Source organism: Pseudomonas sp. WHRI 8519 (assembly GCF_040224055.2).
Classification (GTDB): domain Bacteria; phylum Pseudomonadota; class Gammaproteobacteria; order Pseudomonadales; family Pseudomonadaceae; genus Aquipseudomonas; species Aquipseudomonas putida_X.
Genome location: NZ_CP167996.1, coordinates 1,280,664 through 1,304,253, shown reverse-complemented (window position 1 = coordinate 1,304,253; position 23,590 = coordinate 1,280,664). Strand labels below are relative to the sequence as shown.

The window sequence follows — 23,590 nt, the reverse complement described above, 5'->3', positions numbered from 1 at the left end:
TATCCCTAGCTACACAGCGTCAGTGAGATGATGGTTTGCAGCGGGCGCTCAGCACAGTGGCCAGCACCACCAGCACCGCTCCAGCACCCATGCGCAGCGAAGGCTGTTCTCCAAACAGCCACCAAGCACAGGCGATGGCATACACCGGCTCCAGCGCGATGATCATCCCAGCGGTGCGCGCCTGCAGCCCATCCAGACTCTTTACGAAAAGAAATTGTGAAAGCCCGGTGCAGAAAACGCCCAGAAGCGCCAGGTTTACCCAGTCATCTGCCCGAAGGCTGGCGTTGACGAGGTGGCTGAACGCAAATGGCACCATCAGCGCTGCCACCACCACGTTCTGCCAGAACGCGATCTGCAGGGCGTTCATACCCGCCGTGTGGCGACGGTTAGCGACCGCCAACAGAGCGAATGACAAGCCCGAAGCCAATCCCCAGACCAAACCGACTGTGCCCTTGTCGAGCAGGTCGAATGAAGGAACCACCAATACCAGCCCGGCTGTCACCAAAAGCAGCAGCAGGCCTTCGGTTTTACCGATACGCTCGCGAAACAGCAGCAAGTCTACGAGAGCGATGAAAGCAGGGAAGCTGGCGAAGCCGAGAGTAGCCACTGCTACGCCCCCAACCTTCACTGCAACGAAGAACGTAACCCAGTGGGCGGCCAATAAGGTGCCAGTGAGGCCAATGACAGGTAGGTTGCGCCAGCTGAGCGCGTCCAACAGGCGAGTGCCCTTGAGACCAGCAACAAACCCAAGGGCAATGAAGGCAAATGTCGCTCGGCCGAAAGTGATTACGCTGGCATCGGCGAGAATCAACGCCCCGAGGATACCGGTAAGCCCAAACAAAACCGCAGCGATGTGCGCGCAGAGCAAAGCATTACGAGGACCGGTGGATACACCGGTGCTGGAAGCAGAAGTAGCGATCATGGCAGTCAAGTCTTCAATAAGCGCGCGAGCGCGTTCCGCACGGCGCGGCGTTAGATATGTAATAGGTTCTATTTTTATAGGAGTGCTACCGGATTGCCGGTGCAAGGGGCGCCGCAGCATTGGAGTTTTAAGACGAGGCTGCTTACTCGAAAAACTGCAACAGCTGGCCTGTGGCGCGAGGCGAGCCGTTATGTGAATTATTGAGGGTTGAATGCTTGATCGACCGTTCGGGGAGGACAGGATCTTGTCCAAAAAAGACGTCGATCATGTCTTAAGTCGACATAGCGCAAGCGACGCATAGTCCTATCTGGAGCACCAAGGGGCACCTTGGTAGTGGTCGGACATGGCGATGGCATTTAGCCATCTGATGCACTGATCGCTAGAGCGCCGCGGGTAACACGTAAGCGTAACGGCAAGCTCAACTTTCGAACTCCAGCATTAAGGGCGATGGTGTCCGCGTATTTTTAAGCGGACGCGATCACCCTTATCGCTAGGATTTCCATGCGCCAACGAACCTTTTATCCGAAACCATTGAACCGTTTTAGGCGAGGCACTTGACGTCCATAGACTATTATAAAGGTAAAACACCGGATTGGAATCGGCTCCTCATGTAAGCCCAAAATGTTCTGATTGACGAAGGATACGTCCCACACGCCATTGGCTAGCTGAAAAATAGAATGGTGGGCCGCGTTGGTTTTGGCCTGGATGAACTGATGGCGCTGCCATAGATACCAGTTCCTCATTAGAGCCGGGTTCTCTGTGAAGGCTCCCGCTGTTTCAAGACGCTCAGGATCGTGCTTCGATTAAAGCCCGGTCACTTATCGCAAAAAGTCGGTCTACCGCTTTCAGTGGAGATGCCGCCGCCCGTGGAAAAGACAAATCTTAGGCCCGCGCAAAGCATCCGCACCTTTTTGCATATTGCTCACGCGACAACATACCTCAGCGCCGCGCAAGCTCCTAACATACGGTAAACACGCAAAGGGCCGCTCCTCCCAGGCAAAGCTTTCGCGGTTGATCGGAAAGCCAAGGGGCGGGGGCGGAGTGCTGCATACTGATAGCTCGATTTCAAAAAGCCAGGTGAAAATGAGCGGTCTCACCTGCAGCCGCCTGTGCCCTAGAGATCGCGGCTGTAACTGCGCCAGGGTACCATCAGCGATCCCACACTGATCCGCGCGAGCGGTTCGAAAAACGGCGCGAAAGCCCAAATTGGCTCCGAGAGAGAATCTAGCCTGGCACCTGGCCTAGAGGTGACGACAGTTAATAAAAGAACATCACTCATGCTGACTGACTGTTACGCGGCGACAAACACGTGGTGTGCTCCAATGCCTGCTGTACTGATGTCGAGAAGCGCCCCGAAACTTGAACATCGTGCCGTCATCTGGCAGATCGATCTTTGAGCGGCGCCAACAAGAAACACAGCAAGGGTGGTGCCTTGTAAAACACTGCACAAGATGGAGAAGTGGAAGGCCCAGACCTGTACCGAGGTCGTAAGCCCGTTTCACGTGATCAAACGGAAGTTTGGCTATACGAAGGCGCGCTTCTGAGGATGGCCAGACTACGCCGCAAATGGTGACGCTACCTGGCCAATCAATATGTGAATGGCCAGGTAGCGCAAGAGAAGTGCACCTGTAACGCGGAAAATGACTGCGTCGATATCCTGGCCGGAACAAAAAAAAACTAGAGAAGCGCAGCTAGTTTATCGTTTTTGTATAAGTTCGGTGTTTCTGAACTCAGCAGACGCTGAAGTCAGCAAGCGATACATGGCTAATTAATACCATGCCTAGCGTACAAGCAAACGGAAATAGCGTCGTAGCTAGGGGTGACGGTCACCTCGACAAAAATATCAACCCAAATTTCCCCTACTATCATTTGAACCGGGGAGATTTACAGGAATGTAACTCCGCCTCACAAACGTTCAGCTAACGAATTCTCGACCACAAGCGCCAAGAAAATTGGTATCGGATGTATCTAAGTGGCCGAAGCGGCTCCAATCGTCATGATGTCCATGCGAGATCTTGAAGTAAAACTTGTTAGCTTTGCACGCACCAAGAATTGAACGGCGCACCGCGAACCCGCCCTACTCCCATACAGCATTGAAGAATCTATATATCTTCTAGCGGATAGAATATGTAGTCAGCCTCCAAGTGATCATCCAATACTATACCCGTCTTAGTAATTTTTTTACGCAGCGAGGGCGTATCAGTTCGAACCCGCCAGTTAGTGCGCACGACTGAGCCTTTCATGATGTCGTAGAATACAATAGCGTCTAAAAGTTGCTCTCGATCAACCATATAAATTGTAAATGCGTTCCCTTTCCAAGCAGCAACGTTTAGCCCCAGGATTTCGCATAGTGCGATTTTAGCCTGAGCATCGCCCCTATCTGCCTTTCGAGAACGCTCAATCTGATCCGTAAGAATGGGGTCAATGATATTATCATTAAACAACACCTCTCCTCCCTCCCACACCTCAGGCGGACAAACTTTGCTTGCTGGAGTCAGGGTGATGAATGGGTTTACTTCAGCAGGATAGATTCGACATACCAATGGGCGGTCGTCATAAATGCCGCAACGGTTTTTATCATCCAGATTCTGACAGCCCGTCAGAGCATTGCCCGCGAATACTGCAATTACGTAGATAGGGACGCCACCACTGGTGACTTCCACCGCTCTTCCTTTTGCATGAGCTAACTCCTGACGAGTTGAACCCCATTGAAACTCATCGAAAGCCTCAAGTAAGATCGCTACCTCATGCCCTCTTTTCAGCCACAACTTAGTTTCTTCTAATGTCAGTGGAATGAGGCGACCTTTGCAGCAAGCTCCGCAACTGTTGCAGGAAAATCGAATCGCACGGTTATCCATGTCAGCACTCGAAAATATTGTTGGGTCGCGTTCTCGAGGCGAGCGCAACTAAATTATGGGCGGACTAAATTTAAGCACTCCAGATAAAGACAGCCCACAGTCGCACTGCTCACTTACGATTCGCTAATCTACGTTAATCAGAAGCAGGCAGACAGATGCGCATCGAAACGATTAAAGTCATTCTCGATATCGGGATTTTTAAAGACGTCGTAGGCCCAGAAGCATGGCGTTTTTTCGAGACCGATCCACTTAAAGTTCAAGTCAATCCACAACAAGAGATCATCTTCACTTCTACCAGCAAAGAATAGTTCATTAGGCTCGTTAAAGGCCTCACGCGGAGCGTTAGCTGTGACAGATATCATGTAGCGACCTTTTAAGAGCCCTCCTAGACCGTAGTTTTTCTTCGGTGCCTCTGGACTGCGGCCATCGTACATTGAAAGTTCGCCAGCCATCCCTGCACTCCATACCTCATCCGTGTATTTTTTGAGCGACCATGGCATACCCATCCAATTCAATGGCATCTGCAAAAGGACTACATCCGCCCATTTGAGCTTCTCGACCTCTGCCGCCACGTCGTAACCTTCTTCGACGACAGTCGTTTTTATGTTCCACCCCTTTTCTCGGAAATGTAACTCGGCGCGCTTAGCTAAGCTAGCGTTCAAGAGTCCGGGAGAGTATGAATACTTCAAGTGGCCATTAATTATCAATACATTCGACATTGCTACGCTCCAGATTAATGGTGACGCGCGAGGCGTAAGAAAAATTATGTAGTCAAAGCTACATAATTAAGCAAAAAAATTTACTCGAACTGTGCGATAAGCACTTCCACAGCTTCAAGCAGTTCACGCTTTGTAACACCGGACGCTGCTTGGGTGGCGATCCCGGTGATGACCATGCTGATGAGCCGTGCTACTGCGTAGGGCTCGCCTGGGAACGTTCTGTCGTTGGACTGAGCTGCTTGCAGGAGCCTTAGCGCAATTGCCGTTGTAGTCGCCTCGCGCTGTTCACTCAGGTAGTCCCGAAGATGAACGGAGCTGTTAGTAGTGGCCAGCGCCCCCTGAACAAGAAGGCATCCGCGGCCAGTTTCGTTAGCTGTTACGGCATTTACATACCCGATTAGCAAATGACGCACGGCTTCGCGGGCTGTTGGCTCTGCCATAGCTTCACGTATCGCTGTACGAGCCCCTGCGATGTACCGCCCTAGGACTTGACGAAATAACCCTTCCTTGTTGCCGAAAGCAGCATAGAAGCTTGGCGGGTTGATGCCGATGGCCTTAATCAGGTCGCCAAAGGAGGCTCCCTCATATCCCCTCTCCACGAAAAGGGGCAGCACCGCATCTATGGCGGCATCGATATCAAATTGTCGTGGTCTACCAGCCATAGCTGCTCCGAATCCAGGCCACTGAATACTGTAGCTGAGACTATATTATTCCTGGTAGGCTGAGTCAAGCTGGAATTCAGGCGCCTCACCGCCCGTAAGCAAGGCGTTCAGCTAGGCAAAATCAAGGTGCACTGTTTTTACAACTCCCCCGTTGAGAAAGGGATGAAACCAAGCTCAATCGAGCGGGAGCGGGAGCGTAGCTAGGCTGACCAACGCTCGTTCCGAAAATTTCGGGTTTTCCGTGGCTCTAGCATGTGTCTTTCGACCCATTCAAAGGGATCGGATCCCTAAGCAACTCATTAAGGGATGGTCTCAGCCCGCGATTAGCATTCTTCCCAGTTTTCGGCAGTCCAGGTGCGCCATGAGTAATCCAGATCCCCAATGGTTGCGCGACTACGCACAACAACTTGAGGATTATTAGGTATACAACCGATAGCAAAAAAAAGCCCGAGAGAATACCAAGGGAAAGCGCACTATAGTAACTCGAATAATCCTCATATAAAAAACTGCTGGACAAGCTGCACCAAACGTTTCTGAAAGAAGCGCGATACCTAGTAAAACGGCAGTTTAGCTTCATGAAGATGCGCTTCCCTAGAGGATATGCTGACGTCGTGTTTGATCCTGTATGCGGGGAGCACATGCAGCATTACTCTCGCTCTCTGGCTAAAAGCGGTCGACATTTGGTTCTCGGCTACGGGTGGCGCGATTCCTGCATTTCCGGCAAATCTACCACTGCTAAAGAGTTCTTCTCTAATCGGAGTGGACGTTCGATATTTTCATGACGAATGCAGAGATTAAGCATCCGCAGCTTGGACTTCTATTTTCCAAAAGCTTGAAGATGGCGAGTTCATGCCACCATCAATCAACCTATTCCCCCTCAGGAGTTCCGGAGCAGCTATAGACCTGACAAGCTCCCGGAACATGATCGGGAAGGTAGTAGTAAATCTTCAACGAGATGAGCAAGCCCCCTAGAACACGCTCGTTAAATCCGAGCGTGTTCGGGCCAGTAATCAAAACTGCTCCAAGCTCAATTTGTTGAACTTCAGCCAATAACTTCCATGATGCCGAACGCCAGCCACAGGCCTTTTGGTGAGGCCGAGCCTTATTGATAGACACCCATCTCTACCCTTTGCAGATACGACTCGACGACTTGGAAGCCAACTGTGTTTTCAACCATATCCAACGGCACGCAATCTTCAAGATGCCGGCATGGCCGCCCGAGCCATGCTTCTGCCTGTGGCTGGGAGCCGAAAACCACTATTGCATCCTCAAGTGCCCGGGCATATTGAAAAGCGACCGCGCTTTGCTGAGCGTTCAATCGGGCTTTTCCACTCTCCAGCGCTTTACGATGAGCCGTGCGAATAGCCCCTCCAACCACCCGCGCCAAGATGTCAGCACTGGAGTAGAGCACTGATGACGAAACCATAGCTTTCACATCCTTAAATGCGAAGCCAGCACGCACCAGTAGGAATACCTGCAGTGAGCTGGGCGGTACCGGCTGATTGCCGATCAAATAAGCCGTCGGCTTACAGCTCTGGCGCTCCGCCGAACTTGGCTGCGTCCCCGAACTAACAAAACCGCTCTGTTTCACTGCCATAGCCTCCTCGTTATTCTTCAAACGCTGCAATGTTCACCAGGTCTGTTCCTGCATGCTTACATGCTTAGTCGATGCGGTACGTGTGAAGCCCTGAGTGAACACATACCCGTGACCTCTTAGCGCAGCAGCGCTCCAAACGGGGTATCCGCGTCGACATAGCGCATGGCGGACTGCACATCGCGCCATCCCACGTAGTCCATCAGTGCTTTGGCACTCCACTGATTGGCACTGGCCCATGTGGCGAACCCCCTCCTCAGCGAATGTCCGCTGAAACCCAACGCCTCCAGCCCACTGCGCTGCAAGATCCGCCGCAGGATTCGGGACACGCTGTAACTATGTAGCCCCTCACCCAACCGCCCCCAACGGTCGACGTTGCGTAGCAATGGACCTTCACACAGCCCACTACAAATCAGCCAGTCTTCATAGGCTTGTACTGGGCACAGGTGGTTCAGCGCCGGCATACTCAGCTGTCGCCCCAGGTTAGAGCGATCAGTCTTGCTGCTGGGCAGAAACAATGTCAGCCCCTGCGCCGGTTCGAGCCGGGTGAACTCGATGCGCAAGCGGCACAGCTCGTCGCTGCGCAGCGCACGCCAAAAGCCCAATAACAGCAACAGCCGATCGCGACATGCACGTAAACGCATAGCAGGTTGCTCGCACTTCTCCTCACCTTTCAGTACCTGGATACAGGCTTCCAGTTCCCGCAGTTGCAACGGCTCGGCCTGTACGGCAGGCCGCGTGTGCAACGCTTGAATCCCTCGCAGCACCTCACGCACCGTCGGGGCCTTGGTCGGATCGACAAAGCCATGCTGCAAGTGCCAGTGGGCCAGAGCCGCCAGATGGGTCCGCAGCGTGCCGGGGGAAAAGTGCTCGGCATGCTCGGCGAGGTAGCGGCCGACGCTGGCGTGACTGGCCGGCAGCAGGCCGCCCCACTCCACCTCGAAATGCTCGATGACCCGCGCATAGCGGCGGGCGGTGCTCTCGCGTCGGGCCGCTTGCCGATAGCGCTCGGGATCGCTCATGCGCCGCCCTCCGTACCACTCATTTCTTCGCTGAGAGACCAATTCTCGCCTGGGGTTTGAGAATGCAGGCTTCTCACACCTCAGGATTGGAGGTTTGAGGCGCCCCCGGCGGTTGTTTGTACACCTGTAATTTCGTACCGCTTGAACAGTACGAAAAAATGCGGTGTAACAGCGCCTGCCCTGCTGTAACAGCCCTGCCGCGTGCTCGCGTCGAACACGCGCCGTAGGCACGGGATCACCGCCTGGAAGCGCTCGGCTCAGCCCACGCGGGGCGTCCGCTTCTCTCAGTGTAGCCAACGCAATTTATGCTCTGCGGCAAAGCCACTGCCCGCCATGCCCCGGTCATACGCGACCGATGGCCAACGCAGACATTCCCTGCGCTCTACGCTTAAAGAACGATGGCCAGCGAGGCAGGAACCATGAAAATCCTCGGACGCGTGGAATGCGAAGCGGTGACCGATGTCCGCTGTGACGTCTGCAGCGAATCCACCCGGCTGGCAAACGGCAACCTGCACTACGGCAGGCTGGAGGCGCAGTGGGGCTATCGGACGGCGCATGTTGGTGAGCGCTATGAAGTGCACCTGTGTGAGCGCTGCTTCTTTGCCACCCTCGCCTACCTCAAGCAGGAGCGGCGGACCCTCCATTTGTTCGAGGCTGACACCTGCCCCGGCGAGGACGAGTTGGGCTTGGTCAGCCGCCACGATTGGTTCCACGATGGTAGCTGACAGCCGCCCTCTTCCCGCCCAGCTGTCACCGCTGTGGGTAGGCGTGGCAGCTCCCGACTCCAGGGTGATCAAGGCTACAGCTGAGGAGACCAGCTTATGATCGACGGACTCGCAGTGGCCGCGACCGCCTTGCGGCAGTCGCGCCATATCGTGGTGTTCACCGGTGCAGGGATCTCCGCTGAAAGCGGCATCCCGACATTCCGCGATCAGCTGACCGGCTTGTGGTCACGCCACGATCCCCAGCGCCTGGAAACGGCAAAGGCCTTTCGCGCGAACCCGGCCTTGGTCTGGGGCTGGTACCTGTGGCGTCGCCAGCAAATGCTACAAGCCCAGCCCAATGCCGCGCACCATGCGATCGCCCGCCTGGCTGTCAGCGGACGGCAGGTCACCGTGATCACCCAGAACATTGATGACCTGCATGAGCGTGCCGGCAGCCAGGGCGTCGTGCACCTGCACGGCAGTCTGATGACCCCAAAGTGTTTCGCCTGCCATCGCGCCGCCGGCCTTAGCAGCGTTGAGCAGTCCGTCTCCGAGGAGGGCGAACTAGTCGAACCACCGCGCTGTACCCACTGCAATGGCCGGCTGCGTCCGGGTGTCGTGTGGTTCGGCGAAGACCTGCCGACGGGGGCCTGGAAAGCCGCCGTACAGGCGGCACGCCATTGTGACGTGCTGCTGTCGATCGGCACCTCCGGCGTGGTCATGCCAGCGGCCAGCCTGCCCGATCTTGCTCTGGCGAGCGGAGCTGTGGTCATTCACATCAACCCGATCGATGTCGGCATGGACAAGTCCAAGGAGGTGATGTTGATTGGCGATGCCGGACAGGTATTGCCCACCCTGCTCGAACGGGCGCTAGCCAGTTAGCTAATCCGCTCTCCACGGACCGTTAATCTACAGGAATTACCCTGCCCTCCCAGTGGCTGCGACCGGAGCAGCGCATTCGGTTTGCACCATACTGTGTAAGAACCTTCCTGTCGGATCAACGCCATGGCCCGTAGTGGAATCAACAAAGCGCTGGTGCAAGCTGCGCGAGATGCCCTCCTCGCCCGGGGTGAGGCGCCGAGCATTGACGCAGTGCGGGTCGAATTGGGCGACACGGGTTCGAAAACCACCATCAACCGCTATCTGCGCGAACTAGCGAGTGAAGAGCCGCGACCGCCTGCGGTGACTTTGAACGAGGAAGTCCAGGCCTATATCGAAGGTCTGGTTCAGCGTCTCGCGGCAGATGCACAAACCGCGGTCAGCGCCGACCGGGCACGCCTTGAGCGGCAGAAACTGGCTTACGAGCAGCAACGTCAGGTCGACAGCGCCCGCCATGATGAGTTGAAAAAAAACCATCAATTGCTTCTAGAGGAACGCGTGGAAGCTCGCAAGCAAGAGCGCAGCCTTGCCACGCGCATCGAACAGCTGGAGGGAGACCGGCAGCGACTGCTCGCCACTGAATCCCATCTCCAGCAAGCCGTGCGCGATCGCGACGAACAGCTTCGGTCGCTGGAAGAAAAGTACCAACAGGCGCGCGAGTCGTTGATGCACTTCCGCGAGCAAAGCCGTCAGCAACGAGAAGCTGACATCCAGCGCCATGAAGCACAGGTACAGCACCTCCAGCATGAGCAGCGGCGTCTGCAGGAGCAACTGACGAGCAAGCAGGAAGAGTTGACCCACCTATACCGTGATCTGGAGCGGCAAAACGCTGAACATAGCGCCCATCGCCTCGCCTTGCAGGCCGAGCAGAGACAGGTCCAGCAGCTTCAAGCGAGCCACGAGCAGCTGAACACAGTCCTCAGTCAATTGCGACAACGGGAGCAGTTGCTGCAGCTTGAAGAGGCCAGCTTACGGGAACGCGCTCATCGCTATTTGCTCGATCGTCGCCAGGATCGCCGCAATCTTCGCGATCTCTCGCGCCAATTGCAGCAGGTGCATCAACTATTGGCTCGCCTACCCAGCGCTACAGGTGGAGCCCGACAATGCCCTTCCCCGGATGACGCCATCCAGTGATTGGGCGGCGGGACTGCAATTGAGCTGCCTGTTCGAAGTACCCCTGCTACCCGCAGCGCTCTTACCCTGACCTTTTAGTGAGCATACTCGCAGCAGAACCCATTAAGTTGGACTGGATGATCCCGCCACTGCGCACATTTCCGGCACCACTTTTTCCGGAGGGAACGAGGCAATCCACTTTTGGTTTCGCTCAGCAGCCTATGGGGACCAATATCCAGTTCGCGCTGTAGCTCCTCGCGAAAGTTCCAGATAAGCAGCGCGAGCTGCTGATCATCGGCATGCAACCACTGCCCGCGCTGCAAATGATTAAAAAGTTCTTCAACTGGCATCCACCTCGCGAGGCAGGATTGACACTTGACGTGCGAGGCGGGACTTGTGCCAAAGAGTGCCGAAAAGAGAAGCGCGTCGAGCTCATGGCGGACGTTAGAAATGGGGCGTTGAAGTCGACATAAACCAGCCATGGCCACGAGATTTGCCTCCAGCCACATTCGATGAGCTTGAAAGCGGGTGCCCTGCGTCTGCAATAACACCAAGTGGACGGGTAGACATGGCCAATCTACACGGTCGCACAACAGTTCGCTGAGTTTGCCGTAATAACTACCGAGTGGCTTTCCACCGATGCAAATTGTCTCTGCCAAGTCATCCCACTCGTTCACCTTGGGATCGAGTGTGAACAGAGGATTTTCAAACAGCTGACGGAGCTGTGGGAAGTGGTCAAAAAGCAAGCTTTGATTTGCCGCTCCGAGCGGCAAACCGCGCCGCAGTCGCTTCCATAGTGACAGGCTATCGTTCCATTGCCGAATTTGATGCCATTGTTTTGCCATGCTGCATGGGGTAGGGGCGCACCCCATCGCTTCTGCTGTAGCGTAAAACAATGTCCTACTGCGCAACAGAGAGCCCGGCGATCGAATCTTCTGGGACGACATGATGTACACCTCCATTACGTACGCTGTGCGAACCTCCTTGCGCGGAATTTAAAATGCACAAAATTTCGATAGCCTCCCCGAGCTAGAGCCTTGCGCGGAAAATGAGCAACGCCCCTTCAGGGTCATATTTTGCCCCCAAGCCAAAAGCGATAATACACCTCATAATGACACCCATAGAAAGCATTACTTGAAAGTGTCGACACTCAGGATCCAGATCTCGACATTCTCCAAGAATTAATAATCTCTATTAGGCCGGAGGTTAAAAATGTCTTCTATTTATCATGAAAATATCAGGGCTCGGCTAGAGCACATTGCCACCCTCACCTCGAGCCGTCTGCCGCGACATGGTCGGCACGGTAGCCGTGTCACCATATTTCCATCAAAGAAAAACAATGCGCCGCTGATGTGTGAATCACTGCTCGAAGCAGCATTTTGCTTAGAGCTGGAACGTAGGGCCGACATTGTGCGGTATGAAATTCATCCATACACCCTGAACTTCAAGTGCTCAAAATTTCGCTACACGCCGGACTTCGAGGTGACCTACATCAGCGGTGCCCAACAGTTAGTTGAAGTAAAAAACGACGATAGCTTTGAGTGCGTGAGGATCAGGTCGAGACTGTGGCGAATTACTGATTTGCTGGCTAAACACGACTGTCTTTTGGAATGCCTGCCGATGCGCCACTTCTACCATCCAATTCGTGCCGTCAATCTGGATTACCTGTATCACCGTGGGTACAACAGCACTGGGCAGGCGGACGCATCGATCCAACGATATTTGGCCCAGCAGCACAAAGCAATTCCGCTGCATCAGCTATTGCACCACATCTATGAGGCAAAGGAGATTGCACACGCACTATTCTACAGGGCCATTGATTGCAATTTGCGCAAGCCTGTCACAGGCAGAACCATGGTATGGCTTAATTAACGATACTTCCTTGTGCATCACTTAGCATAAATCCAAGGTGATCCAAACATTTGGATCACCTTGGCACACTTCGCCCAAATTTTTCCGAGTACACATCATGAAAGATTGCATGAAACTCGAAGGAAACGTCAAAGGGCCAATTCCACATGCAGCCTACAGCGCACTTACTCGAACTTTACCTTTGTTATTTGCTCGTCTTAACATGATCGCAATGTCTATGCATTTGGCTCACAACCACTGCTACGAAATTAAAATCGCTCAAGGTGTAGATAGGCAAAATAAGGGGTTACGGACAATGCTGGATACGTTTGGAAGTCAGGTTCCTTCCCGCATCATTACCGGAAAACCTTGCACTGCGCTTCAGACATTGGACCATCTGCGGAAAACTTTTGAGCGTGGTAGCTTAGGATCTACTGTCATCGTATACCAAGGGCATAAAACAATGTATGCCCGCCGAGCCCTCAGCAAAGTTCAACGACGAGATCTCGATCGACGCTTCCAGTATATTCAATGGATACTGCATGAGTTAGGCGTTCGCTCGCGGCGTGCAACGCTTATATTGCTGATCTATGAGGGTGTCAAACAGATCGATCAACAGTCGCTCAGTTGGCACTCCGGTTGTAGCGGGCTAGAACAGCGACAACACGATAGAGGCTGCCTCGTTAACTCTATACGAAGGCAGCCTAAACCTGGGACTATCCCCCTACGTGTTCGTTTCGACAGTGAACGCCCCATTCGGCGTTATCACTAAATTTACGGGAGACAAGACTAGCAAAGAAAGATTTTATTCCAATGCTTAACGCAGTATTGACATGAATGTTTTCACGATCGTTTCTACAGCTATCGAGAGCAGATCATGGACACCAGCAATACTTTCAATATGCAGGTTGGTGAGCAGTGGCGGCTTTATACCGAGGTGTATGTCGTCATAGCAGTGGATGACAAGCGCGCACAATTGCGCAGTATGGCAAGGCGCACCCATATCGCGATTCACACGATTGACCGCCTGCGGCAAGCGTTTGAACGCGGCAATCTGTTCCGCATGCAAGATGCACCGCTGGAACATAACGTAAAGCGTATCATCGCCGACCTTACTGATGACCAACGGCGTGATCTCGATAAACGGCTTCACTATGTCCGTTCGGCTGAAGCCAAGCTCGGAGGTCGGTTGCCGCGCCCAGCGACCGTTTCGCTGATCCGTGAAACCGCTGAAGAACTCGGTGACCCGCATCCTCCTTGCTACGGTTCGGTGTACCGTTGGATGGTGCTCTATCGGCAATCCGGCGGTAGCCCTTTGGCATTGATTCGCTCGCCTTTGCAACGTCAACGTCGACTGCTCGACCGTCAGCCTAACGTAGTCGCTGAAATCATTGATTATTGGGTACGTGAACTCTATTTCATCGAGTTGCCACACAGCATCGTGGAAATCACCGATGTCATCCAATGCAGCCTGGAGGACTTGAACAGCAAGCGACCCGTTACGGACCAATTGAACGTGCCCAGCAATTCGACCATCTGGCGGATTATCCAGCAATATGACAAGTACGAGAAAGATCTGGCCCAACTGGGTCGGCAACGCGCAATCAAGAAGCAAAAATTCAGTAAGAAAACCCAACTACCACCCCAATTGCTGGATCGCGTTGAATGTGACACTCAGATGATTGACGTTGTGGTCGTCAACAGTCGTGGCACCGTCATAGGCCGGGCATGGCTCACAGTATTGCTCGATGTCCGCTCGCGCGTGGTTGTTGGATGGGACATTTCCATCAATCCACCCTGCATTGAAAAGACACTGCGCGCACTCAAAAACTCTCTCAGCCCCGAAGGCGCGACCACGGGCCTGGCGACTACCTACGTAATGGACAACGGTAGTGAATTCGCTGGTAAAAAAATCGGGTACATCATGCATTTGCTTGGTTCCAAGGTCGTTTATTGTGAACCCTATACGCCCGATCAGAAGCCTTTCGTTGAGCGCTGGTTCAAAACTCACAATATCCGCTTTGCTCATAAACTCAGCGGCACCACTTTTTCTGACCCTGACGAAAGGGGAGATTACAACTCAGAAAAAAATGCTACGTATACCATTGATGAATTGAAGGAAGGCTTCGTCAAATTTCTCGACACTTATCATCAGGATCTCCATCGCTCGCTCAATGACTCACCAATCAATACTTGGAATAAGCTGCTTGATCCTAGTTTCCCGCCGAAAAGGTACGATTCTGAGGATGTCCAGCGCTTGTTCTGGAGCAAAACAACGGCCCTCCCCACTAACGGCCGTATCGGATTCTCAAACCTTCAATGGACCGGGCCAGCAGTCCCAGCGCTGGCTACGCGAGGGCCCAAGAGGGTCCGGCTCGCGGTGTTCTTCGACATTAGCGATCTGGGTAACGTCTGGATCTCCCATCCGGACCGGCCTGAAGAACTTTTTCAAATCGAAGCCGTCGATCCGGACTATCAGAACGGCCTAACTATGCAGCTGCATCGTGTGGTGCTCAAGCAACTGCGCAGTGAGCGGAAGAGTTTTGACTTCAAGTCAGCCCGCGAGCGCCGAGTCAAATACATCCTTGAGTTGCGCAACGACCAAAGCAAAGCCGCACAAAAACGTTTGGCGCGCTTGGCTGAGAGCCAGAAGCCTGGCGTTCAGGAACCGGTAGACATTCCAGCCAGTGCCTCAGCGCTTGAGCAAACCAAGCTCACAGGCCTTACCCCCCTTCCACCGATCACACTGCTCGAAGGTGTCCCACTTACGTCCATCACTACAGTCCAGGTGCGCCATGAGTAATACAGATACCCAATGGTTGCGCGACTTCGCACAACAACTCGTCTTGTTCCCCTCCTACCTGCATGCCTACACCATGCTGCAAAAAAGCGTGGAGACCGCCCGACAACGGGGTATCCCCACGTCCGCCATGGTCGTAGGTCCGTCAGGCAGTGGCAAATCAACGCTGCTTAAACTGTTCCGGGATTCGTTCGGCGCTCCCTACGAACTCATTAAGCCGAATGGCATCATCACGGTTCGGCCTGCCTTTTACTGCAGCGTGCCGTCGCCTGTCACCGTAAAATCCTTTGCCAAAACACTCGTGCGTGAACTGGGCAGCTCGGATCTTCGAGGCGATACGGTGGAGCTGAATTACCGCCTCATGGCATTACTGAAAACCTGCCGAGTCTCAGTATGCGAATTGGATGAGTTCCATCACCTGGCCAGACCCGAAGCCGAAAAAACACGCGGTACTGTTATCGATTGGCTCATCACCCTGATGAACGAAACCATGACACCCTTCGTGCTGGCGGGTACGCCTGAATGCAAGGTTTTGTTGAATCAACGAGCTGCCTTGGCTCGACGCTTTCCTTTTCTTATTGAACTGAACTATCTAGCTTTCAGTGAGGATCGTAGTTCAGACTTCATGGTATTACTGAGCAGCCTTGACGAACAGCTTTATACCCGCGGGCTGCTTCGCTCCGGGGCCCACCTGACCGACTCAGACATCGCCGTCCGCCTGTATGTCGCATCATCGGGCAGCTTGGAATACATCAGGATGATCATCCATGGGGCAATCCAAAACATGCTTGCTCGTCAACGACTGTCGTTGGAGCTCAGTGACTTCATTCAAGCGTCTCGGTTAATAGACCTGAGGATTTGCATGAGCCCGAACCCTTTTGATCTGGCCTTGTCATCAGCCTATGAAAAAATTGGAAGAAAAAATGAAAACACTGAATTACATTCCTTTACCAATGCTTAACGAGAGCCCCAGCAGCATTATCCGACGGCTGGCTACCATGAACGGCTACAGCTCTGTCTCAAAATTAACTGCGGGATTTTTTGGTTACGGCTTTAATGCACATGGCAAATCCCTTGTTCAGGGTAACCGTTACGAATCGCTGATGCTTTCCCAGGTAGGGCCAAATTTACAAACCCGCATTCATAACGGGTTCTACTCATTAGCCAATGCGGATGAGCCAGGTGGTAGCTTTCTACTGGGAAAACTAAAAGTCGGCAGACGCCTACTACGATCTAATCATTTTCCAGCATGCAGTGACTGTCAGAAAGCTGAGTATTTTCATCATATAAATGACTTTTGCCTATGCAGCTACTGCCCAATACATCAACGTAAGCTGCTGGATACTTGCCCAAGCTGTAAACGCACTCTCAGGTTGAGACATCTTGGCCATCAAAGCTGTACTTGCGGTGCCACTTGGGAGTCTCCGACATGCTCGGAGGATGAATGCCTCCCCGAAAAGCGTTTGCTGGAAATACTTGAGCAACAAGACCAGAAAAAGCTTAATGAACTCCTTTCAGCAATCTCCATGCTTGGGATCCCAGGAAACAAAGTAAACCGTGCAAGCCACCTAATTTTCGATGCGGCCTCAGCAATAGTCTTTAATGACTCTTCAAGATTGGCGAAATTACTTCCCACTATTTTGGATTCGGTTGACTCCACGCAGGCCGAAGTCCTTGGTCTCAAGTTGAAGAAAAAACATCCTCATCTTGCACATCTCCTAGACAATCTTCCTGCAAAAAGTGTCATATCAAATGAAAACCTCCCGACCAAGCCGATCAGAGACAACGCTTTGAGAGTGATACTTGGTGTTGGTACAGTTCTATGGGCTCAATTTGTGAAAATGCATCCAGAGTACGACAAACATAGCTTTGACGGGATTGAAGTTACACAGATTACCATAGCACTTGATAAATTCAGAGCATACCTCAAAAAACAAAGAAACCAATTTGAGAGAACCATTATTTCAACCTGCTATCCATTAAAGTCCGCCGCCAAAATGCTTGGCCTGTCAGCCCATCATCTCCACGTCTTATCACGTCAGAAAATATTGATACCAACCACCACAATTCGCACATCCCCCTATTACAAGAAAGAGGACGTAACTGCCTTTCAAAAATCATACGTAAGCACTCGCGCACTTGCCTCCCAATTCAAAATATCTATCTATGCAATGATCACAGCGCTTAATCGTTGCGAAACCGTTAAGCCCGTTTTTTGCCGAAGAGACCATCCATTCCTCATCCGTTCCGAAGATGTCGAAGCAGTTTCTCTGGCGATTTCTACGATCCCCAAAAAAACCAACTCTCTGAAGGGAAAGAAAAAAGTTCGCCGCTGCTTCATGGCAAATCTTAGAACCTGTAATCTCGACCAAGCGGCTTCAATCCTCAATACGAATCGCAATACGGTCATCTTTTACCGAGACATTGGCTTGATTCAATGCTCATTTCAGAATACCCGTACGTTTTTATTAGATGACGTAAACAATTTTTATGACCGTTACGCCACTCCCCGTACTCTCAGCAAAGAATACGGCCTTCCACACAATAAATTGCATTGCATCCTAGAAGAACACAATGTGAGCGCTATATCAGGAAAGCTTGCAAATGGACACTCCATAACAGTTTATGACCGCAGCCAGCTTCCCAAAAATCTAAAAACACTGCTCAACCCCACAAATGACACTTTCGGAATCTGCGCCTTACAAAACAAACTAGTCACATTGCGGGATGCAGCTAAAGCAGTAGCAATTAAATACAGTGACATGCAGCGTATTGCCCGGGAAGAAATTCGACCAGCCAGAGCTAAACTGTATCGTCCATACATGAAGATTTCGCAAGATGAGATTACTGCTCTCAAAGCAAAGCTAGCCACTCTGACACCGCTGACTCAGCTCCTCGATAATTACAACCTTACCCGCATAAGCTTTTGCAGGCGTTTTATCGCAAAGGGCTTCGTCCACCCGCTTAAATTCAATAATCTTGAATTCCTAGATCAAGATGACGTTAAAAAAGTCAGTTTTTTCATGAGTGAATATTGCACCCTTTCTGATGCATCAAGAATGTTAGGATTGTCTGCTCCGTATGTCAGCTTTTTAGCGAAGCAAAAAAAGATTACCTTTTATCGGGTGACCGACTACGGTTTTTGCCATCCACTTCTGAAAAGAGAGGATGTTCAAGCAATACTAGATAACACAAATTCAACCACTCAACGCCGTAAGTAGGACAGCCCACCCGAACGTTAAGCGATTTTCATCTCCCTGCGCTCCATCTGCCCTCTCTGATTCTCAGGCAGGTAGCCTCGTCAACCCACAATCAATGCAGTGCTGATTGGAAATCCCATGACATCTTGACACTAGCATCTCTCCTTTCACATCCCTCCCTGACGCCTGTCTCAGCCATATTCATCACTGCAGATGGACAAGCGATTAGTTGAACGAACAAGGTCAATATCGCAGACCGCTTCAAGGTAATTAGGTGCCAAGCTATTCAACCCCGTTTATTTTGGCCTCCTATAAATCTAGGTAAATCTTCCGAAAGAATTACCGAACCTGGTGATATAGTCTAGTCGCGCTTCCCAGGCTTCCCAATAGACCAGGTGGTGCTGCAAAAGGGTTTGATTACCATGATCGAGCGTCACTTCCCTAGGGCAAAGGCTGTCGTCTGACCTCCATTGATTAGTATGTTTCACGTATATCCGATCCGGTAATAGCGATTACTCAATCACGAAGACGCGGTGCGAGACCTTAACCCCGCGCCAACTCACCGGAGTGAATTTTGAGCACGTTGCCAATAATTCGAAATCCCTCAATTTTCATCACCCGCTGGGTATATGCCGCCGTGATTCCGGTGATGATTGACTGTCACCTGGGCGAGGCGGCTTTTCGCAGCGCAAGTGAATCATTGTCGATCCCACGCTGTTTATGCGTTGAGTTTGATCAAGAATTAGAGCGCTAAGTACGACCCGAATGCGTCAGGCCAAAAAGTCAAGCGACGGCACTACGGCATGAAGGCGTGCATCGTTCCAGATGCCAGACAGCGCTTGCGGAGACGGCGCCCTACATGACCGATGTCACCGTTGACGACCATCTACCTCTAGGCGAGAAGAACTTAGTCTTGGCCGACAGCGGCCATTTGATATAAAGAAATGAAGAGTACGCAGGGCGCCAGGTCATTTTGGCAGGTCGCGACCGGCTGCAGTACCAACCGGAAAAATAGGCAAGGGCAGTGTACTGTAGAATGTCAAGCGCATGATCGAAATTGCCAAGACGCACGTACGGGCCGAAACGTGAAGCCTACGCTTCGAGTGACCTCATTTGGAGCTTGCCCTGTTCAGCACCAAACGAAATCCTACGTTCATTATTCAAGCTTCCAGAAAAATCAGTTCAAGCCAGCTGAAAAAATCTCCACGCTAGGCGCTCTAGAATCCAGCACCGGTTCACAGCACGATGAAAACCTACGAAGGGCTGCCAAGAGGCAGCCCTTTTTATTGAGGCAATACAGGCTACCTGAGCTCTTTTCGGCAATTGAGTTTGTTACCTATGGCAGATCAGGAGCTTTGATTAAGCACTCCGCAAGCTCAAACTTGGAAACTTAATCTTAAACCTACCCTCATATATCCCGGCAACCACAGCCAAAGCAAAAAAGCCTAACAAAGAAGTTCAGAAAAGGACTACAGCTTTTGAGTTTGACGGGCTCGTCTGATCGATTTACCTTTCTCCGCGGCGCCTAAGAAACGCCTCACGTAGCGGTCAATCCGCCCCGACAGATGCGGCATTTTTTTGCCTGTGGTTTAATCCTGCGCGCAGAAAACGTGTTATGTCGGGAGCGGACTAATACAAGACCCGCAAGGGGAATACGTCCGGTCCGCTACGTGGGATTTCTTAGCTCCCGACACCCAGCCCTAAGAAAGCTGAAATCACGTAGAGGTAAAGGAAATGCCTATCAGGCCTAGCAATACCGTACCTTCCCCACATGCACCACACCTGCTCGAGTCTTTAAAGATTGCGGAGGCCGGCCATGCCTGACCTTCACACCCCTATCCTCTTCACCCGCCACAACCGCCCCCTCCACTCGCTCTGGCTCGAATCCCAAGCTTGGTTCTGCGCTCACGAACTAGGCCGGCTGAGCGCTCGCTTCTTCGATGAACACTGCATTCGCAAACTCGACCCGGACCAGTACCGCAACGTGCAACTGCTGCGCTATGGGCAGTGTAAAGAGACCATGATGGTCAGCGAATCCGGGGCCTACACCTTATTGGCGCATCATCACATTCCGGAGAATCGCCACCTGCGCTGGTGGCTGACGCATGAGGTGGTGGCGGTTCTGCGCGATGGGCAGGCGGCAGCATTCGAGGATGTGCCGCGACTTGGACAGATGTGTTGGCCAGGCGGGCGTACGGCGACGCTGTTGTATTGGCAAAGTGAGCCCTGGGTTAGGATGCGGGATATGCCGGTAATGATGGCGGGGGAAGCGGCCGGACACTCGCCGATGGCGAAGCGCAAAATGAGCTGGCGCGAGTGCGCTCAGCGGGCATTGCGCATGCATGGCGTCTAAAGAGCTGCTGTGAGCACCACGTAGCGGATGCCGATCAACTCTCTTCATAAAAGCCTCTATAAGCATGCTTAAGCCACTTAAGCATGCTTATAGAGACGTTAAATGCTGAAGTCTTACGGGCTCGCCGCCTACCTCGAGTGCTCTGCCGAATCCAGTGGAAGACGTATGCTCCATGATTCGCCTGCCCGTACACTCGGGTCGGCACTCGGGTTTTCAGTACATATAAGCAGTGCTATAGTCATGCTTACCTTCGATAAAAACGCTTATAGAATATCTTAAAATGCTCGCCTTCCCCTTGATGTGTGCAGACCGGCTAACGAAAATCGGGCTTCTGGTCAAAACCAGACGGCTAGAACGTCGAATGCGTCAGAAAGATCTTGCAGCTCAATCCGGCCTGTCTACCACCACGCTGAGCAAAATCGAAGCAGGTACGCCGACTGTGGAAATGCGCAGCTATATGACCGCACTGTGGCATCTCGGCCTGCTTGACGATGTCTTCAAGGAAATCCCTGAGACCTCCCCCGCGCCCTACACCACCGAGCATCGCGTGCGTCTCAAGCGTATCTCCGAGGATGATTTCTGATGCCTTCACTGTACATTTACATCCAGCAACCTGGATCGCTTGAGATCACCACGCTCGGGCGCCTTACCGTGGAAAAGGGTGTTGGTGAGTTCGTCTACAGCCCTGACTATTACAAGGCAGGGGGCTGGGTGCCTGATCCACTGCACTACCCTCTGCGCGTGGAGCCCTATACCAACATTACCAAGAACGGCGGCCTTCCTGGCTTCATCAGGGATGCCGCGCCGGATGGCTGGGGCGAGCGGCTGGTCATCCGCGAGCATGGCGGCGAGATGGACGCTATCAGTTACCTGCAGAAGTCGCCCAACCATGATCGCGCCGGCAGCCTGATGGTGGGCAGCAGCAAAGTGCCACCTGAAGGCATCGGCCAGGCAGGTCTGGGCACACTCACTCAACTGGATGCGTTCATCCAGTTTGCAGACGGAGTCCAGGGCGGCTTCCCACCTGGCACGGATAGAGCGACCAAGGCTACGTTGCAGCAACGCTCCTCGCTCGGTGGTGCGCGCCCCAAATGTACCTTGGTCGAGGCAGGCAGATTCATCCTGGCCAAACCTCGGGATCGCCACGACAACTACGACATCCCTTCGCTTGAGTATGCGTGCATGGTATTCGCCGCCAACAAAGGCTTGAATGTTGCCAACGTTCGCTTGCACAAAGGGCGGGTCAACACATTGCTGGTCGACCGGTTTGACAGAGCGCCGGCAGCTAACGGCCAATACTCACGCGTTCCGATGCTAAGCGGCTTGACCTTGCTCGACAGCAACTGGCTCGGGCAGGGGGATTGGAAGAAATGGCATTACGGGGTGCTGGTAGACGAAATGAACCGCCGTGGCGTGCCGGAAGCGGACCGCCAGGAGCTGTTCAAGCGGATCTGTTTCAACATTCTTGTCGGTAACGATGATGACCATCCTAAGAATGTGGCAGTGGTGTTTACGAACGACTGCTGGCGATTGTCGCCGATGTATGACGTAGTGCCGACTACCGATGGGGCCCCGCCTTCACGCCTGGCAATGGCTATCGGGAGTTATGGGCATGAAATTTCACGACGAAACCTGTTGAGCCAAGTTGAACACTATGGGCTCTCCCAGGCGCAGGCCATCGAGATAATTGATGAAGTGGTGAGCTGGGCACCGGATCTCGAGGAGCATTATCGTCGCAGCCTCGAAGCGCCGGAGCGGGACCTTGCCATAATGGCCATGGGTGCAAGCAAACTGCTTGAATGACCTGCAAGCACAGCATTCGAGCGTGGACCGGGGGGGGGACAACTGGATAAGGGAGAGGCCTCGCCCACGCCGACAAGGGGCAGAAGTGTGCCCGACATGGAACAAGCCAGTCACGTGGTCGAGGGCGAGGCCGTGGACGAGTATAAGGCCGGTTGGCGGAGACACCAACCCCCTCGAAGCGCTTCAATTCAGGATTAACTCAATCAGGAGCCGCCAAGCGGCTCCGCTGCCTGTCCTCAGGCAGTGACGGCGTTGTCCGCCTGCGCTTGCGGTGCGTCTAGCAGGTTGTGCAGGGTATTGAGGAACAGATCGAAGCTCATGATCCCGTTACCGACGGTCGACAACAGTGTTTGACCGCTCTCGTCCTTGATAACGACCAACTCTGTCCACTGATTGAGGTCGACATCGGCCAGGCTGCTCAACGGGACCTTACGGCCATCGATGTCGAGCGCGTCGCGGGTGACGGTCAGGGGCTTGGTGGTGACGTTAAAGAAGTCGCCACTGATCCGCTTGCCCCATACCTGTTTGGTATCGAGATAGTTGAACTGGACCCCGCCACCGTTTTGAAGCGTGGCGTATACCGCTGGCAGCCGTTCGTTCAGATGCTGGTCGCGCACCTGTTCGATAAAGGCGAACAGGCCCTTGAGGTGCGGATTGACCCGGCGGAAAGGCTCGCTTGCATTGCGCCGATAAGCCAGGTTGTTGATGAGGCCTGCGAAGGCTGTCTGGCCAGAGGCGAACAGGTACACGTCATTCATCTCGCTGAAAGGCACGTAGTCACGTTCGCTGCCGATGATCTGGCAGATGCCTTTTTCGTAGACCTCGTAACGCGCTTTGCGCAGCTTTATCTGCCACAGGGCCAGCGCGAACATGCTCAGCCCGAGCACAGCCAACAAGGCGACGGTGAAGTAGAAGATGTGCTTGGGTCCGTTGAATTGCAGGTCGCTGGCGATACTTTGGTAGCCGACGAAAACGGCCAAGCCGAAGAAGATGCTGCCCAGGATGAGCATGCTGATGATCAGCGCCTTGCCGTAGCCATAGGCGCCCAGCAGCTTACCGGTGGATGTAGGTGGGGTGGATTGCATGATGGAGCCTCCTTGCGTGTGAAAA

The 23,590-nt window shown here is 53.1% G+C and carries 18 protein-coding genes; 10 read left to right on the top strand and 8 right to left on the bottom strand.

Translation table 11 applies throughout. The features are described 5' to 3' along the window. Positions 1–19: 19 nt before the first annotated feature. From ABRP30_RS05945 to ABRP30_RS05920, 6 genes are all read right to left on the bottom strand, one after another. A complete protein-coding gene (locus ABRP30_RS05945) occupies positions 20–922 on the bottom strand; it encodes a DMT family transporter (protein ID WP_349976422.1) in 903 nt (300 codons plus the stop codon). Between the two features lie 2,102 nt (positions 923–3,024). Next, positions 3,025–3,780, bottom strand: coding sequence for a YkgJ family cysteine cluster protein (locus ABRP30_RS05940; RefSeq protein WP_349976421.1), 756 nt, complete (start codon positions 3,778–3,780; stop codon positions 3,025–3,027). A 137-nt stretch (positions 3,781–3,917) separates the two neighbouring features. Further along, positions 3,918–4,499, bottom strand: a complete 582-nt coding sequence (locus ABRP30_RS05935; RefSeq protein ID WP_349976420.1) for an NAD(P)H-dependent oxidoreductase — start codon at positions 4,497–4,499, stop codon at positions 3,918–3,920. A gap of 80 nt (positions 4,500–4,579) precedes the next feature. Further along, on the bottom strand, positions 4,580–5,161 hold the full coding sequence (locus ABRP30_RS05930; protein WP_349976419.1) for a TetR/AcrR family transcriptional regulator: 582 nt from the start codon (positions 5,159–5,161) through the stop codon (positions 4,580–4,582). A gap of 1,102 nt (positions 5,162–6,263) precedes the next feature. Beyond that, positions 6,264–6,758: an antitoxin Xre/MbcA/ParS toxin-binding domain-containing protein gene (locus tag ABRP30_RS05925; RefSeq protein ID WP_349976418.1), complete on the bottom strand. Its 495-nt coding sequence runs from the start codon at positions 6,756–6,758 to the stop codon at positions 6,264–6,266. A gap of 116 nt (positions 6,759–6,874) precedes the next feature. Then, the gene (locus ABRP30_RS05920; RefSeq protein WP_349976417.1) at positions 6,875–7,777 is read right to left on the bottom strand and encodes a site-specific integrase; all 903 of its coding nucleotides are present in this window, start codon (positions 7,775–7,777) and stop codon (positions 6,875–6,877) included. Positions 7,778–8,196: 419 nt separating this feature from the next. Between ABRP30_RS05920 and ABRP30_RS05915 the strand changes: the two genes are divergently transcribed. From ABRP30_RS05915 to ABRP30_RS05905, 3 genes are all read left to right on the top strand, one after another. Beyond that, complete coding sequence (locus tag ABRP30_RS05915) at positions 8,197–8,502, top strand: hypothetical protein (protein WP_349976416.1); 306 nt, start codon at positions 8,197–8,199, stop codon at positions 8,500–8,502. A 99-nt stretch (positions 8,503–8,601) separates the two neighbouring features. Next, positions 8,602–9,363, top strand: coding sequence for an NAD-dependent deacetylase (locus ABRP30_RS05910; protein WP_372490475.1), 762 nt, complete (start codon positions 8,602–8,604; stop codon positions 9,361–9,363). A gap of 123 nt (positions 9,364–9,486) precedes the next feature. Continuing rightward, on the top strand, positions 9,487–10,494 hold the full coding sequence (locus tag ABRP30_RS05905) for a DNA-binding protein (protein WP_349976414.1): 1,008 nt from the start codon (positions 9,487–9,489) through the stop codon (positions 10,492–10,494). A 74-nt stretch (positions 10,495–10,568) separates the two neighbouring features. Here ABRP30_RS05905 and ABRP30_RS05900 read toward each other — a convergent pair whose 3' ends face one another. Then, the gene (locus ABRP30_RS05900; protein ID WP_349976413.1) at positions 10,569–11,420 is read right to left on the bottom strand and encodes a hypothetical protein; all 852 of its coding nucleotides are present in this window, start codon (positions 11,418–11,420) and stop codon (positions 10,569–10,571) included. A 265-nt stretch (positions 11,421–11,685) separates the two neighbouring features. On the opposite strand from ABRP30_RS05900, the gene ABRP30_RS05895 reads away from it, so the two are divergent. From ABRP30_RS05895 to ABRP30_RS05865, 7 genes are all read left to right on the top strand, one after another. Then, positions 11,686–12,345 (top strand): hypothetical protein, encoded by a 660-nt coding sequence (locus ABRP30_RS05895; RefSeq protein ID WP_349976412.1) that lies wholly within the window; start codon positions 11,686–11,688, stop codon positions 12,343–12,345. An 856-nt stretch (positions 12,346–13,201) separates the two neighbouring features. After that, the gene (locus tag ABRP30_RS05890; protein WP_349976411.1) at positions 13,202–15,127 is read left to right on the top strand and encodes a transposase; all 1,926 of its coding nucleotides are present in this window, start codon (positions 13,202–13,204) and stop codon (positions 15,125–15,127) included. Then, positions 15,120–16,085, top strand: coding sequence for an AAA family ATPase (locus ABRP30_RS05885; protein ID WP_349976410.1), 966 nt, complete (start codon positions 15,120–15,122; stop codon positions 16,083–16,085). The genes ABRP30_RS05890 and ABRP30_RS05885 overlap by 8 nt, the downstream gene beginning before the upstream one ends. Then, positions 16,048–18,345, top strand: coding sequence for a hypothetical protein (locus ABRP30_RS05880; protein WP_349976409.1), 2,298 nt, complete (start codon positions 16,048–16,050; stop codon positions 18,343–18,345). The genes ABRP30_RS05885 and ABRP30_RS05880 overlap by 38 nt, the downstream gene beginning before the upstream one ends. Before the next feature lie 1,795 nt (positions 18,346–20,140). Continuing rightward, a complete protein-coding gene (locus ABRP30_RS05875; protein WP_267821537.1) occupies positions 20,141–20,677 on the top strand; it encodes a Bro-N domain-containing protein in 537 nt (178 codons plus the stop codon). A 361-nt stretch (positions 20,678–21,038) separates the two neighbouring features. Then, positions 21,039–21,260 (top strand): helix-turn-helix domain-containing protein, encoded by a 222-nt coding sequence (locus ABRP30_RS05870; protein ID WP_372490412.1) that lies wholly within the window; start codon positions 21,039–21,041, stop codon positions 21,258–21,260. Continuing rightward, positions 21,260–22,480: a type II toxin-antitoxin system HipA family toxin gene (locus ABRP30_RS05865; protein ID WP_349976408.1), complete on the top strand. Its 1,221-nt coding sequence runs from the start codon at positions 21,260–21,262 to the stop codon at positions 22,478–22,480. Before ABRP30_RS05870 ends, ABRP30_RS05865 begins: the two co-directional genes overlap by 1 nt. 236 nt (positions 22,481–22,716) lie before the next feature. Here the strand turns inward: ABRP30_RS05865 and ABRP30_RS05860 are convergent, their stop codons facing one another. Continuing rightward, the gene (locus ABRP30_RS05860; protein ID WP_349976407.1) at positions 22,717–23,565 is read right to left on the bottom strand and encodes a hypothetical protein; all 849 of its coding nucleotides are present in this window, start codon (positions 23,563–23,565) and stop codon (positions 22,717–22,719) included. Between the last annotated feature and the right edge of the window lie 25 nt (positions 23,566–23,590).

Excerpts from the sequence above, each read along its gene's own strand:
- ABRP30_RS05905 (WP_349976414.1), top strand. The coding sequence starts at position 9,487 with ATGGCCCGTAGTGGAATCAACAAAGCGCTGGTGCAAGCTGCGCGAGAT.
- ABRP30_RS05880 (WP_349976409.1), top strand. The coding sequence starts at position 16,048 with ATGAAAACACTGAATTACATTCCTTTACCAATGCTTAACGAGAGCCCC.
- ABRP30_RS05935 (WP_349976420.1), bottom strand. The coding sequence starts at position 4,499 with ATGTCGAATGTATTGATAATTAATGGCCACTTGAAGTATTCATACTCT.
- ABRP30_RS05860 (WP_349976407.1), bottom strand. The coding sequence starts at position 23,565 with ATGCAATCCACCCCACCTACATCCACCGGTAAGCTGCTGGGCGCCTAT.
- ABRP30_RS05945 (WP_349976422.1), bottom strand. The coding sequence starts at position 922 with ATGATCGCTACTTCTGCTTCCAGCACCGGTGTATCCACCGGTCCTCGT.
- ABRP30_RS05895 (WP_349976412.1), top strand. The coding sequence starts at position 11,686 with ATGTCTTCTATTTATCATGAAAATATCAGGGCTCGGCTAGAGCACATT.
- ABRP30_RS05900 (WP_349976413.1), bottom strand. The coding sequence starts at position 11,420 with ATGTCGTCCCAGAAGATTCGATCGCCGGGCTCTCTGTTGCGCAGTAGG.
- ABRP30_RS05915 (WP_349976416.1), top strand. The coding sequence starts at position 8,197 with ATGAAAATCCTCGGACGCGTGGAATGCGAAGCGGTGACCGATGTCCGC.
- ABRP30_RS05940 (WP_349976421.1), bottom strand. The coding sequence starts at position 3,780 with ATGGATAACCGTGCGATTCGATTTTCCTGCAACAGTTGCGGAGCTTGC.
- ABRP30_RS05865 (WP_349976408.1), top strand. The coding sequence starts at position 21,260 with ATGCCTTCACTGTACATTTACATCCAGCAACCTGGATCGCTTGAGATC.
- ABRP30_RS05875 (WP_267821537.1), top strand. The coding sequence starts at position 20,141 with ATGCCTGACCTTCACACCCCTATCCTCTTCACCCGCCACAACCGCCCC.
- ABRP30_RS05930 (WP_349976419.1), bottom strand. The coding sequence starts at position 5,161 with ATGGCTGGTAGACCACGACAATTTGATATCGATGCCGCCATAGATGCG.
- ABRP30_RS05885 (WP_349976410.1), top strand. The coding sequence starts at position 15,120 with ATGAGTAATACAGATACCCAATGGTTGCGCGACTTCGCACAACAACTC.
- ABRP30_RS05890 (WP_349976411.1), top strand. The coding sequence starts at position 13,202 with ATGGACACCAGCAATACTTTCAATATGCAGGTTGGTGAGCAGTGGCGG.
- ABRP30_RS05920 (WP_349976417.1), bottom strand. The coding sequence starts at position 7,777 with ATGAGCGATCCCGAGCGCTATCGGCAAGCGGCCCGACGCGAGAGCACC.
- ABRP30_RS05870 (WP_372490412.1), top strand. The coding sequence starts at position 21,039 with ATGCGTCAGAAAGATCTTGCAGCTCAATCCGGCCTGTCTACCACCACG.
- ABRP30_RS05925 (WP_349976418.1), bottom strand. The coding sequence starts at position 6,758 with ATGGCAGTGAAACAGAGCGGTTTTGTTAGTTCGGGGACGCAGCCAAGT.